This window comes from Thiobacillus denitrificans DSM 12475 (genome assembly GCF_000376425.1).
GTDB classification, from domain to species: Bacteria; Pseudomonadota; Gammaproteobacteria; order Burkholderiales; family Thiobacillaceae; genus Thiobacillus; species Thiobacillus denitrificans.
Map to the genome: position 1 here is coordinate 69,081 of NZ_AQWL01000003.1, position 14,019 is coordinate 83,099.

The window sequence follows — 14,019 nt, forward strand, 5'->3', positions numbered from 1 at the left end:
CACGGCTGGAATATAGCACACCCCTTTCCGGCATATGCCGGGGCTGAAGGATTACCCCCAGTCCCTCAAATACCCTGATCCCCACCCTGTAAAAACCAAACAATCGTTTAAATAACATTGGCTTATGTAACTGCCACCTATACTCCTTTAGGAGTAGCCCCAGGCTGAAAAACGGGAATACAAGCTCTTTTCATCTCCTTTGCGGTGCATATACTGTGTTCAGAATTTCGGATAAATCAATCCTGAATAGCCGGAAAGGACGCAGCCATGTCTATCCAGTCGCACAAGCAGATTTCGGTGCTTACTCTGAGCACGCTGGCGTTCACCGTGTGCTTTGCGGTGTGGGTGATGTTCTCCATCATCGGCATTCCGATCAAGGCCAATCTCGGCCTCAATGAAACCCAGTTCGGCCTGCTGGCTGCCACCCCCATACTCACCGGTTCGCTGATCCGTCTGCCACTCGGCATGCTCACCGACAAGATCGGCGGCCGCATCGTGTTCTTCGTGCTGATGCTCTCGACCGTCATCCCGATCTATCTGATCAGCCTCGCCACCCAGTACTGGCACTTCCTGGTGCTCGGTCTCTTCGTCGGTGTGGCTGGCGGTGCGTTCTCGGTCGGCATTTCCTACGTCGCGCGCTGGTTTCCCAGGCCGCGCCAGGGTTTTGCCATGGGCATTTTCGGCGCCGGGAATGCCGGCGCCGCGGTAACCAAGTTCGTCGCCCCGTCGCTGCTGGTGGCCTACGGCTGGCAGGCGGTGCCGCAAGTCTATGCCGTCGCCATGCTGGCGATGGCCATCCTGTTCTGGATCTTCACTTATACCGACACCACCCACCATGTGTCGAGCCACATCACCGTCAAGGAGCAGCTCGCCGCACTCAAGGACCCCAATGTGTGGAAGCTGTGCCAGTACTACTCGATCGTGTTCGGCGGCTACGTCGCGCTGAGCCTGTGGATGACCAAGTACTACATCACCGAATACGGCTTCGGGATGCAGACCGCGGCGCTGCTGGCCGCCATCTTCGTACTGCCGTCCGGCATCATCCGTGCGATGGGCGGCTGGCTGTCCGACAAGTTCGGCGCGCACAGGATGACCTGGTGGGTGATGTGGGTGTCATGGGTATGCCTGTTCCTGCTTTCGTATCCGCAAACCGAGATGGTGGTGCAGACCACCAAGGGCGAGATGTCGCTGCACCTCGGTCTCAACGTCTGGGTATTCACTTCCCTGCTGTTCATCCTCGGGATCGCCTGGGGCTTCGGCAAGGCCTCGGTATTCAAGTACATCTCCGACGAATATCCGCACAACATCGGCGTCATCTCCGGCATCGTCGGTCTGATCGGCGGCCTCGGCGGTTTCTTCCTGCCTATCCTGTTCGGTGCCATCGTCGATGTCACCGGCGTCAACAGCGGCATCTTCATGTTGATGTACGGCGTCACCTGGGTGTCGCTGATCTGGATGTACCTGACCGAAGTGCGCAAGGTGCCGATGATCAGAAAAACCGCCGCAATCGACACCCCCAAATAATTTCTCTGCCTTCCAACCAGGAGCGTTCAATGTCCACCAACATCAAGGAATGGAACCCGGAAGACCCCGGTTTCTGGGAATCGACCGGCAAGAAGATTGCCTACCGCAATCTCTGGATTTCGGTGCCGGCCTTGCTGTGCGGTTTTGCCGTGTGGCTGATGTGGGGAATCATCACGGTTCAGATGTCCAACCTGGGCTTCCCCTTCAGCAAGGAGGAGCTGTTCACGCTGACCGCGATTTCCGGGCTGGCCGGGGCGACGATGCGCATTCCCTCTTCCTTCTTCATCCGGCTGGCGGGCGGGCGCAACGTCATCTTCCTCACCACCTCGATGCTGCTGGCGCCGGCAATCGGCACCGGCATCGTCCTGCAGCATCCCGACTGGCCGCTGTGGAGCTTCCAGCTGATGGCGCTGTGGTCGGGCGTCGGCGGCGGCAACTTCGCCAGTTCGATGTCCAATATCAGTCCGTTCTTCCCCAAGCGGCTGCAGGGCACCGCGCTGGGAATCAACGCGGGCCTTGGCAACTTTGGCGTCACCACCATGCAGATCCTCATTCCGCTGGTGATGACGGTGAGCGTCTTCGGCGCGCTCGGCGGCGACTCGATGACGCTGGTGAAGGACAGCGGCTGGATCCTCGGCAAGATCACCGCCGGCACCGAGACCTTCATCCAGAACGCCGGCTTCACCTGGATTTTGTCGCTGGTGCCGCTGGGCGTCATCGCCTGGTTCGGCATGAACAATCTGCTGCCGGTCTCGCCGGATGCAGGTCATACCCTGTCCGCCTTCATCAAGGTGACCTGGCTCTATACCCTGGCCTTCATTCCGGCCATCGGCGGCCTCTATCTCTACCTGCCGGCGCCCACCGGCCTCGGTCTGCTCAACATGTGGGTGGCGATGCCGCTCATCATCATCGCCACGCTGCTGATCCTGAAGCTCGCTGCCTTCGGCCCGATGAAGGAGAACATCAGCAAGCAGTTCGCCATCTTCAAGAACAGGCACACCTGGTCGATGACAGCGCTGTATCTGGTCACCTTCGGCTCCTTCATCGGGTTTTCCATGGCTTTGCCGCTATCGATCACGGTGATCTTCGGCGATACCCACACCCTCGATGCCGCCAGCAATACCTGGGTGCATGCGAAAAATCCCAATGCGCCGTCTGCGCTGACCTATGCCTGGATCGGCCCCTTCGTCGGCGCGCTGATCCGTCCGGTGGGCGGCTGGATATCCGACAAGATGGGCGGCTCCATCGTCACTCAGGTCATTTCGGCGGTCATGGTCGCGGCATCGGCTTACGCCGGCTACATCATGATGCAGGCATTCCATTCCGCCACGCCCGAGGTGTATTTCACGCAGTTCCTCATCACCTTTGTCGTGCTGTTCGCGGCCACCGGACTCGGCAATGGTTCCACCTTCCGTACCGTCGGGGTGATTTTCGACCGCGTGCAGGCCGGCCCGGTGCTCGGCTGGACTTCGGCGGTCGCCGCCTACGGCTCCTTCATCGCGCCGGTGGTGATCGGCGAGCAGATCAAGGCGGGCACCCCGGAAAACGCCATGTACGGATTTGCCATCTTCTACGCCGTGTGCCTGGTGTTGAACTGGTGGTTCTACCTGCGTAAGAACGCCTACATCAAGAACCCATGAGCACCGATCAAAACCTGCAAGGAGCAATGCAATGAGCCACTTCCTCGACAGATTGACGTTCTTCAAGAAGACCGTCGCCGAATTTTCCAACGGCCACGGTGCCGTCAGCAATGAAGACCGCAGCTGGGAGAATGCCTACCGCAGCCGCTGGCAGAGCGACAAGGTGGTGCGCTCCACCCACGGGGTGAACTGCACCGGGTCGTGCAGCTGGAGGATTTTCGTCAAGAACGGGCTGATCACCTGGGAAATCCAGCAGACCGATTACCCGCGCACCCGCCCCGATCTGCCCAACCATGAGCCGCGCGGCTGCCCGCGCGGCGCCAGCTACTCTTGGTACGTGTACTCGGCGCAGCGCGTGAAATACCCGCTGATCCGCGGCCGTCTGATGGACATGTGGCGCGAGGCGAGGAAAACGATGGGGCCGGTGGAAGCCTGGAAGTCGATCAGCCAGAATCCCGAGAAAGCCAAGCGCTACAAATCGATCCGCGGCCAGGGCGGTTTCGTGCGCGCCAAGTGGGACGAGGTGACGGAAATGATCGCCGCCGCCAACGTCTACACCATCAAGGACTACGGCCCCGACCGCATCTACGGCTTCTCGCCGATCCCCGCCATGTCGATGGTGAGCTATGCGGCCGGGTCGCGCTACATGTCGCTGATCGGCGGTGTCTGTGGCTCCTTCTACGACTGGTATTGCGACCTGCCGCCGTCGTCCCCGCAGGTGTGGGGCGAGCAGACCGACGTGCCGGAATCGGCCGACTGGTACAACTCGACCTACCTGATGGTGTGGGGCTCCAACGTGCCGCAGACGCGCACGCCCGACGCCCACTTCTACACCGAGGTGCGCTACAAGGGCACCAAGACCGTGGCGGTGTCGTCCGATTTCGGCGAGATGGTGAAGTTCGGCGACATCTGGCTGGCCCCCAGGCAGGGCACCGACGCCGCGCTGGCGCTGGCGATGGGCCACGTCATCCTCAGTGAATTCCACGTCAAGAACCGCAGCGAGTATTTCGATTCCTATTGCCGCCAGTACAACGATATGCCGATGCTGGTGATGCTGAAGGAACACGAGGGCAAGCTGATCGCCGATCGTTACCTGCGTGCCTCCGACCTTTCCGGCAATCTCGGCCAGGACAACAACCCCGAGTGGAAGACGGTGGTGGTCGACGAGAACACCGGCTACCTGGTGGCGCCCAATGGCTCGATCGGGTTCCGCTGGGGCCAGTCCGGTGCGTGGAACCTCGAAATGCGCGACGGCTATTCGAACAAGGACGTGAAGCCGCAACTGACGCTACTGGGCAGCCACGACGAAGTCGTCGAGGTGGCGCTGCCCTACTTCGGTGGCGACGACCACAATGCCCTGCTCAGCCGTAACCTGCCGGTCAAGGTGATCAGCATCGGCGGCCAGGACGTACGCATCGCCACCGTCTACGACCTGACGCTCGCCAACTACGGCGTCGACCGCGGACTGGGTGGGCCGAACATTCCCACCAGCTACAACGATGAAGTTCCCTACACCCCGGCCTGGGCGGAGAAGCATTGCGGCGTGCCGCGCGCCGACATCGTCACGGTGGCGCGCGAATTCGCCGACAACGCCGACAAGACCCGCGGCAAGTCGATGGTCATCCTCGGCGCGGCGCTCAACCACTGGTACCACAACGACATGATCTACCGCGGCATCATGAACCTGCTCATGATGTGCGGCTGCATCGGTCAGTCGGGTGGCGGCTGGGCGCACTACGTCGGCCAGGAAAAGCTGCGCCCGCAGACCGGCTGGGCGCCGCTGGCGTTCGGCCTCGACTGGCACCGGCCATCGCGGCAGATGAATTCCACCTCCTTCTTCTACGCGCACACCAGCCAGTGGCGCCACGAGAAGCTGGCGGCAGCGGAAATCCTGTCGCCCACCGCCGACAAGGAAAACGGCGACTACCGGCTGATCGATTTCAACGTGCGCGCCGAGCGCATGGGCTGGCTGCCGTCCGCGCCACAGCTGGAAACCAATCCGCTGGAAGTCACCAAAGCTGCCGACGCTGCCGGCATCGACCCGGTCAAGTATGCGGTCGAACAGATCAAGAACGGCGCGCTCAAGTTTGCCTGCGATGACCCTGACAATCCGAAGAACTTCCCGCGCAACCTGTTCGTCTGGCGCTCCAACCTGCTGGGCTCCTCGGGCAAGGGTCACGAGTATTTCCTCAAGTACCTGCTGGGCACGCAGAACGCGGTGATGGGGCCGGACCTCGGTGAACTCGGCGAAGCCAAGCCGAAGGAAGTGGTATGGCACGACAAGGGCGCCGAGGGCAAGCTCGACCTGCTGGTGACGCTCGACTTCCGCATGTCGACCACCTGCCTGTATTCCGACATCGTGCTGCCGTCGGCCACCTGGTACGAGAAGGACGACCTCAACACCTCGGACATGCACCCCTTCATCCACCCCTTGAGCGAGGCGGTGCAACCGCTGTGGGAATCGAAGTCGGACTGGGAGATCTACAAGACCATCGCGAAGAAGTTCTCCGAACTCGCGGCGACCCATCTGGGCACCCAGAAAGACCTCGTCCTGACGCCGCTGATGCACGACACACCGTCCGAGCTGGGCCAGAGCATGGCGGTGCGTGACTGGAAGAAGGGCGAAATCGACCTCATACCCGGCAAGACCATGCCGAGCATGACGGTGGTGACGCGCGACTACGGCGACACCTACCGCAAGTTCACCGCGTTGGGCCCCTTGATGACCAAGATCGGCAACGGCGGCAAGGGCATTGCCTGGAACACCGAGGACGAGGTGCAGCAACTGGCCGAGCTGAACTACACCGTCACCGAAGAGGGGGTCGCCAAAGGGCTGCCGAAGATCGAATCGGCCATCGATGCCTGTGAAGTGGTGCTGATGCTGGCGCCGGAAACCAATGGCCAGGTGGCGGTGAAGGCCTGGGAAGCGCTGTCGAAGATCACCGGCCGCGACCACACGCATCTGGCCCTCCCGCGCGAGGACGACAAGATCCGCTTCCGCGATATCCAGGTGCAGCCACGGAAGATCATTTCCTCGCCGACCTGGTCGGGGCTGGAGTCGGAGCACGTGTCGTACAACGCCGGCTATACCAACGTCCATGAGCTGATTCCCTGGCGTACCCTCAGCGGCCGCCAACAGTTCTACCAGGATCACCAGTGGATGCTGGATTTCGGTGAGGGCCTGTGCGTGTACAAGCCGCCGGTCGACACCAAGACCATCGCGCCGCTCTTGGGCAAGAAACCGAACGGCCACCACGAACTGGTGCTCAACTGGATCACTCCGCACCAGAAATGGGGCATCCACAGCACCTACACCGACAACCTGCGCATGCTGACCTTGTCGCGCGGCGGCCCTCACGTTTGGGTGTCGGAGCCGGAGGCGAAGCAGGCCGGGCTGGTCGACAACGACTGGGTCGAGGTGTTCAACGTCAACGGCACGCTCACCGCGCGCGTCGTGGTCAGCCAGCGCGTGCCGAAGGGCATGTGCCTGATGTATCACGCGCAGGAAAAGATCATCAACGTGCCCGGGGCCGAGACCAGCGGTTTCCGCGGCGGCATCCACAACTCGGTGACGCGCACCATCACCAAGCCCACCCACATGATCGGCGGCTACGCGCAGCTGGCCTACGGCTTCAACTACTACGGCACGGTGGGTTCCAACCGCGACGAATACGTGATCGTGCGCAAGATGAAGAAGGTCGACTGGATGGAAGGCCCGCTGGTCGAGCGCTAAGGCATACGGTTTAGAGGGCGGGTGTCTCCCACCCCCCTCGCCCGCGCCGCCTCTCTCCGGCGCGGGGTTTTTACAACGCACAGGGGCATGCCGCCCCTGTCAGGCAAGGAGTTACAACATGAAAGTGCGTGCCCAAATTGCCATGGTGCTGAATCTGGACAAATGCATCGGCTGCCATACCTGCTCGATCACCTGCAAGAACGTGTGGACCTCGCGCGAAGGCATGGAATACGTGTGGTTCAACAACGTCGAATCGAAGCCCGGCATCGGCTATCCCAAGCAGTGGGAGAACCAGGATGTATGGAACGGCGGCTGGAAACTCAAGGGCGACGGCAAGCTCGAGCCGCGCCAGGGCAGCCGGCTGAAGATTCTCGCCAACATCTTCGGCAATCCCAACCTGCCGGAGATCGACGACTATTACGAGCCGTTCACCTACGACTACCAGCACCTGCAGAAGGCGCCGCTGTCGCAGACGCCCCCGACCGCGCGTCCGATCTCGGCGATCACCGGCGAGAAGATGGACAAGATCCACTGGGGCCCCAACTGGGAAGACGACCTCGGCGGCGAATTCTCCTCGCGCGGCCGCGACAAGAACTTCGACAACGTGCAGAAGGAAATGCACGCCACCTTCGAGAACACTTTCCTGATGTATCTGCCGCGGCTGTGCGAGCATTGCCTCAACCCGGCCTGCGTCGCCTCCTGCCCGTCCGGCTCGATCTACAAGCGCGAGGAGGACGGCATCGTGCTGGTCGACCAGGACAAGTGCCGCGGCTGGCGCATGTGCATCTCCGGCTGCCCGTACAAGAAGATCTACTACAACTGGAAGTCCGGCAAGGCGGAGAAGTGCATCTTCTGCTATCCGCGCATCGAGGCAGGCCAGCCGACCGTGTGCTCGGAATCCTGCGTCGGCCGCATCCGCTACCTCGGCGTGATCCTGTATGACGCCGACCGCATCGAGGAGGCCGCCAGCGTCACCGACGAGAAGGAACTCTACGAAGCGCAGCTGAAGATATTCCTCGACCCCAGCGACCCTGAGGTCATCGCCGCCGCGCGCGCCGAAGGCATTCCCGAAGCCTGGCTCGACGCCGCGGTGAAGTCGCCGGTGTACAAGATGGCGATCGACTGGAAGATCGCCTTCCCGCTGCATCCGGAATACCGCACCCTGCCGATGGTGTGGTACGTGCCGCCGCTCTCCCCGATCCAGGCCGCGGCCGAGTCCGGCCAGATGGGCATGAACGGCATCATCCCCGACACCAAATCGCTGCGCATCCCGATCACCTATCTTGCCAACCTGCTCACCGGCGGCAAGGAAAAGCCGGTGATCACCGCGCTCGACCGCCTGCTGGCCATGCGCGCCTACATGCGCGGCAAGTCGGTGGAGGGCAAGCCCAATACCGCCGCGCTCGACCAGGTGGGACTAAGCTCCGCGCAGGCCGACGAGATGTACCGTTATCTCGCGATCGCCAACTACGAGGACCGTTTCGTCATCCCCACAACCCACCGCGAGGAAACGATCAATACCTTCGAGGAAAAATCGAGTTGCGGTTTCACCTTTGGCAATGGCTGCTCGGATGGGGTATCCCCCAAGACCACGCTGTTTGGCAACCGGAAAAATTCGGTGCCGGTCGATCTGTCGCAGCTGCATGCCAAGAAGAAAACCGGTTAAGGAGCCCCACGATGAAAACCTTCAAAATCGTTTCAATACTGCTGATGTATCCGGAATCCGACTGGCTGTCGGCCCTGCCCGAGATGCATGCCGCACTGGTGGACGAAGCCGGGGTCAACGGCAATGCTGCCACCCGCCTGGCACCGCTGTTCGACCTGCTGAATGAGTCGGAATTGATCGCGCTGCAGGAAAACTACGTTGCCACCTTCGATCGCAACCCTTCGCATTCGCTGCATCTGTTCGAGCACATCCACGGCGAATCGCGTGACCGCGGCTCGGCGATGATCGACCTGCTGGAGGAATACTGGAAATACGACTTCGATGCCAGTGCCTCCGAGTTGCCGGACTACGTGCCCTTGTTCCTGGAGTTTCTCTCGCTGCTGCCTGCCAGGGAAGCCCTCGAACTGCTGGGCGACGCCGTGCACGTGCTCGCCGCCATCGGCCGCAAGCTCGACGCCAACGGCAGCCCCTATGCCACCGCCTTTCAGCTGCTGGAAGCCTTGTCACCGGTGACGGCACAGGAGCTGGTCGAACCGCCGGTGCGCGATATGGACGAGGCGATGGAGATGTTCGGTCCGTCGGCGGATGGCGTCGAGCCTTTGATGAATCCCGGCCCGCAGGTCGCGGTGATGCAGATGCCGGTGTCGCGCCGGCAGGCCGCCGCACCCACGCATTAACTTCTGGAGGATCGGAAAATGTCCTACTCGCAATATTTCCTGTTCGGGATCTATCCCTACATCGCTCTGGCGATATTCCTGCTCGGCAGCCTGATCCGCTTCGACCGTGAGCAATACACCTGGAAAAGCGATTCGTCGCAGTTGCTGAAGCGTGGCCAGCTGCGGCTGGGCAGCAACCTGTTCCACATCGGCGTGCTGTTCCTGTTCTTCGGCCACTTCTTCGGCATGCTGACGCCGCACTTCCTCTACGAGCCCTTCATCAGCTCCGGCGCCAAGCAGATCCTGGCGATGGTCTCGGGCGGCACCGCCGGGGTGCTGGCATTCATCGGCGTTTCCCTGCTACTGCACCGCCGGCTGACCGAGCCGCGCATCCGTGCCACCTCCAAACCCAGCGACATCCTGATCCTGCTGCTGCTGTGGCTGCAGCTTGCGCTCGGCCTGGCGACCATTCCGCTGTCGGCGCAGCATCTGGACGGCAGCATGATGATCCGGCTGGCCGAATGGGCCCAGCACATCGTCACCTTCCGCAGCGGTGCGGTCGAGATGCTGGCAGGCGCAGGCTGGGTATTCAAGACGCACTTGTTCCTCGGCATGACGATTTTCCTCGTCTTTCCGTTTACGCGTCTGGTGCACGTCTGGAGCGGCTTTGCCGCAACGACTTACGCAGCCCGTGCCTGGCAGCTTGTACGACCGCGGGGCTGATGGCGCTGTCTCGAATTCCCCCTCCCCAACCCTCTCCCGCAAGCGGGAGAGCACCCCAAAGGGCATGAAGGGGCAAACAAACGTGGTGCTTCGCGCGCCCAAACCGATTAGGAGACTGAAATGACGCATGTTGTCATCCTGGGTGCCGGCATCGCGGGCGTGTCTGCGGCCTACGCATTGAAAGCGCAGCTGGGGCCTCACGACGAAGTGACCGTGGTATCCGACAAGCCGTACTTCCATTTCGTGCCGTCCAATCCATGGATCGCCATGGGCTGGCGCGAACGTTCCGACATCGCCTTCCCCATCGCGCCCTATTTCGAGGCGCGCGGCATCAAGTTCATCCACAGCGGGGTCAAGCGCATCCAGCCCGACGTCATCCAGGTCGACCTGGAAAACGGCGATGTGCTGTTTTACGACTATCTGCTGATCGCCACCGGTGTGACCGGCATGTCCGACGCTATCCCCGGCCTCGCCGAGCACACCCAGTCGGTGATCCACATCGATCAGGCCGAGCGCGCCCTGGCGGCCTACCGCGAGTTCGTCCGCCACCCCGGCCCCATCGTGGTGGGGGCGGCCGAGGGAGCGAGTGTGCTGGGACCGATCTACGAATATGCCTTCCTGGTCGACGCCGATCTCAAGCGCCGCAACATCAGAGAGCGGGTGTCGATCACCCTGGTGACGCCCGAACCCTGGCCAGGCCATCTCGGCGTGGGTGACGAAGGCGGCAGTCGCGGCGCAGTGACCGCGGCGCTGGTCGATACCCGCATCAGCGTGATCTGCAACGCGCGTACCGTGCGCGTCGACAAGGATACGATTCACGTGGTGGAGCTCGACGCTGCCGGCAACGAAAAGCAAACGCATGCCCTGCCCTATGCCTATTCAGTGTACTGGCCCGCCTTCGGCGGCGTGCCGGGGGTGCGCAATGCGCGCGGGCTGGTAAACGAGCGCGGGCTGGTGGTGGTGGACGAATACCTGCGTAACCCGGACTATCCCAACGTATTCGCCGTCGGCGCCTGCGTGGCGCAGCCGCCGGCGGGAAAGACGCCCGTCGCGGTCGGTGCGCCGGACTCGGTGTATGCGATCCAGAAGGCCAGCGAGATCGCAGTGCAGAACCTCCTCGCCCTCATCCGCGACGAAGCGCTGGTGAGCCATGTGCCGCAGCGCGCCAAGTGGCTGAGCGACATGGGCAGCACCGGCGCGACTTATCTGTCGGAGCCGCAGGTGCCCTTGCGCGACATCAACTGGATGCGCCAGGGACGCTGGGTGCACCAGGCCAAGGTCGACTTCGAGAAGTATTTCGTCAACAAGATCCGGCTCAAGCCGGCCGGGCCGGCGCCTTCGGTCGCATCCCGGATTGCCGAGGTGGTGAGCCGGCTGCAGGCCGGACAAAGCAGCGAGCCGACACCTTCGCTGCAGACCGGCGGCGGAAAGCCGCTGGAAATCCGCCTGGCGCAGGATCCCTGCTTCGAACTGCGGGCGCTGGCCAAATCCGTAGGGCGCGATCCCGGCGCGCTGGCGGCCGAATTGCTGGCGGCAGCACTAACCGATGCCAAGTCGTATCTGAACGAGGCCGGCGTCGACGCGCTGGCGCACAGCCGGCGCGAACTGCTGGTGGAGGAGTTGCCGGAACGCCAACCTGGGGTCGAGTTCCACGGTGGCGGAACTTGATACGATAAAGATGTATCATGGATGCTTCTTTAACTGAAGCAGAAAGGAGAACCGGAAGATGGCTATCGAATTGCCCGAACGCGATGCGGAAGGATATCTGATTGAACCCGGCGACTGGAACGAGGATGTGGCGCGGGCTCTGGCGGAGGACGAAAATATCCAGCTCAACGACGACCATTGGGATGCCATCCGCTTCATGCGCGAGTATTACGACGAACACCAGATTGCAGCGGATGCCCGTTTCGTCATCAAGCATCTGGCCGAGCGTATGGGAAGGGATGCCCAGAAAAAACTGTTCGAACTGTTCCCGTACGGCTACGTGAAGCAGGCCTGCAAAATTGCCGGCATGCGGCGCCCGCGTGCCTGGAGCACGGGCTGAGCGCAGCCCGTGCTTGCCCATGCCGGCCTGGCATGGGCCTGATCGGCCTATACTTCCCGGGCCGGGCATGCCCGGCCCTTTTCTATTTTTCAGCCAAACGTAATGAGCCCTTCCCCGCCCCGTATTGAAACTACGCGCAAGCCTTCGCCTGTCGCCGGCCATGTGCTATTTGCCCTCGGTTTCCGGCCGTTTTTTCTGGCGGCAGGCATCTATGCCGTACTGCTGATGGGACTCTGGCTGGTCGTGCTGCAAGGAGGCATCGACCTCGGTGCATGGCGCCCTTCCATCTGGCACGGCCATGAAATGCTGTTCGGTTTCGCCGTGGCGGTGATCGCGGGATTTTTACTCACGGCGGCACAGAACTGGACCGGTCTTCCCATGCCGTCGGGCTGGCCGCTGGCCGCACTGTTCCTGCTGTGGTTGGCGGGACGGGCAGGATTCCTGGTTCCCGGCCTGCCACCGGGACTGGTCGCGGCCGTCGACCTGTCGTTCCTGCCACTGCTGGCGCTTGCGCTCGCACTGCCCATCCACAAGGCAAAGCAGCTGCACAACTATCCTTTCCCGGTTTTGCTGCTGGCGCTGACGGCGGCCAACGCGCTGGTGCATCTGGAAGCGCTCGGCTGGACCCGCGCCAGTGCCAGCCTTGGCCTGTATCTGGCGACCTATGCGGTGGTGATGATCATGGTTGTGATGGGGGGGCGGGTGATTCCCAGCTTCACCGACAACAAGCTGGGTACCCGTGCCCGCCGCTGGAACCTCATCGAACGGCTGTTGCCGGCCGCCACCCTCGGCGCGCTACTCGCCGCCCTGATCGCCCCCGTCTCGCTGGTCACTGCGCTGCTCGCCGCCATCGCGGCGGTGGCCCACGCCATCCGGCTGGCAGGCTGGTACACGCGCAAGTTCTGGGCGGTGCCGCTGCTGTGGATCCTGCATCTGGGGTATGCCTGGATCGCGCTCGGCTTCGCACTGCTTGCGCTGTCGGCGGCGGGAATGAGCGCAGCGGCGGTCAGCGCGCTGCACGCGTTCACCGCTGGCGGCATCGGCGTGCTGACGCTGGGCATGATGGCCCGGGTGTCGCTCGGTCACACCGGTCGTCTGCTGGAGCCTGCTCCGGTGATGACGCTGGCTTTCGTGGCAGTCAATCTCGCGGCGCTGATCCGGGTACTGCTGCCACTGTTGTTTCCCGCGGCCTATGCGCACGGAATGGCCGCTGCCGGACTGGTGTGGATGGCGGCATTCGGCGTGTTCGTGGCGGTATACGCCCCCATGCTGCTGCGTCCGCGGGTCGACGGCAAGCGGGGCTGAGCCGCCCGCGCCTCAGGCGCGGGCCAGGCGCGCCACGAGTCCCATGCGCCGGATGAACAGTTTTTCCAGTTCCGCCACGCCGAACACCAGCAGCCCGGCGCCAGCGACCTTGAGCCATTCGAGTACCGACAGGCCGGCCGAGCCGAACACCGCCTGCATCGCTGGAAGATAGGTGAATGCCAGCTGCAGGGGAATGCAGGCGGCGATGGCCAGCAGGACATAGCGGTTTCCGGTCAGCCCGGCCTGATTGAGGACCGAGGCAAAGAGGGAACGGCTGTTGATCAGGTAGAACATCTCGGCAGCCACGACGGCATTGACCGCCATCGTGCGCGCGGTTTCGATGCTGGTGCCGATCTGCAGCTCCCACAGGAAAAGGCCGAGCGCGCCGGTCATCATCAGGACGGAGACCATCAGCACCCGCCAGACGAAGAAAAGCCCGACAACAGGGCTTCCGCCCGGCGGCCGGGGACGGCGCGACATCATGTCGCGTTCGGCGGGCTCGAAGGCGAGCGCCAGCCCGAGCGTACTCGACGTGACCATGTTGATCCATAAAACCTGGGCGGGCGTAAGCGGCAGCGTGAGTTCGAACAGGATTGCGGCAATCACCACCACCTGGCCGTCGGTCTGCAAGGCCTCGACCAGGCGCAGCTTGTGTTCCGGGCTGGCGCGAGCGAAGACGTCCACCTCCATCACCACGCGGCGCAGCACCGCATCGTCTATCGTCG

Annotated in this window: 10 protein-coding genes; 9 read left to right on the forward strand and 1 reads right to left on the reverse strand. The window is 62.6% G+C overall.

Features of this window, described 5'->3' with window-relative positions:
* The first annotated feature begins 267 nt into the window (after positions 1–267).
* The 9 genes from B059_RS21610 to B059_RS0104970 all read left to right on the forward strand — a co-directional run bounded on the left by B059_RS21610 (position 268) and on the right by B059_RS0104970 (position 13,294).
* The gene (locus tag B059_RS21610; protein WP_018077135.1) at positions 268–1,524 is read left to right on the forward strand and encodes an MFS transporter; all 1,257 of its coding nucleotides are present in this window, start codon (positions 268–270) and stop codon (positions 1,522–1,524) included.
* A 29-nt stretch (positions 1,525–1,553) separates the two neighbouring features.
* Positions 1,554–3,164, forward strand: coding sequence for an MFS transporter (locus B059_RS21615; protein WP_018077136.1), 1,611 nt, complete (start codon positions 1,554–1,556; stop codon positions 3,162–3,164).
* Positions 3,165–3,195: 31 nt separating this feature from the next.
* Positions 3,196–6,897: a nitrate reductase subunit alpha gene (locus B059_RS0104940; protein WP_018077137.1), complete on the forward strand. Its 3,702-nt coding sequence runs from the start codon at positions 3,196–3,198 to the stop codon at positions 6,895–6,897.
* Between the two features lie 118 nt (positions 6,898–7,015).
* Positions 7,016–8,563, forward strand: coding sequence for a nitrate reductase subunit beta (narH, locus tag B059_RS0104945; protein WP_018077138.1), 1,548 nt, complete (start codon positions 7,016–7,018; stop codon positions 8,561–8,563).
* Between the two features lie 11 nt (positions 8,564–8,574).
* On the forward strand, positions 8,575–9,240 hold the full coding sequence (narJ, locus tag B059_RS0104950) for a nitrate reductase molybdenum cofactor assembly chaperone (protein WP_018077139.1): 666 nt from the start codon (positions 8,575–8,577) through the stop codon (positions 9,238–9,240).
* Positions 9,241–9,258: 18 nt separating this feature from the next.
* Positions 9,259–9,942, forward strand: a complete 684-nt coding sequence (gene narI / locus B059_RS0104955; RefSeq protein ID WP_018077140.1) for a respiratory nitrate reductase subunit gamma — start codon at positions 9,259–9,261, stop codon at positions 9,940–9,942.
* A 120-nt stretch (positions 9,943–10,062) separates the two neighbouring features.
* Complete coding sequence (locus B059_RS0104960) at positions 10,063–11,610, forward strand: NAD(P)/FAD-dependent oxidoreductase (RefSeq protein WP_018077141.1); 1,548 nt, start codon at positions 10,063–10,065, stop codon at positions 11,608–11,610.
* Between the two features lie 58 nt (positions 11,611–11,668).
* Positions 11,669–11,989 carry a TusE/DsrC/DsvC family sulfur relay protein gene (locus B059_RS0104965; protein WP_018077142.1) on the forward strand — a complete coding sequence of 107 codons (321 nt, stop codon included), beginning with the start codon at positions 11,669–11,671 and terminating at the stop codon, positions 11,987–11,989.
* 102 nt (positions 11,990–12,091) lie between these two features.
* Positions 12,092–13,294, forward strand: coding sequence for an NnrS family protein (locus B059_RS0104970; RefSeq protein ID WP_051068484.1), 1,203 nt, complete (start codon positions 12,092–12,094; stop codon positions 13,292–13,294).
* A gap of 12 nt (positions 13,295–13,306) precedes the next feature.
* Here the strand turns inward: B059_RS0104970 and B059_RS21620 are convergent, their stop codons facing one another.
* On the reverse strand, positions 13,307–14,002 hold the full coding sequence (locus tag B059_RS21620; protein WP_018077144.1) for a cation transporting ATPase C-terminal domain-containing protein: 696 nt from the start codon (positions 14,000–14,002) through the stop codon (positions 13,307–13,309).
* Positions 14,003–14,019 lie beyond the last annotated feature (17 nt).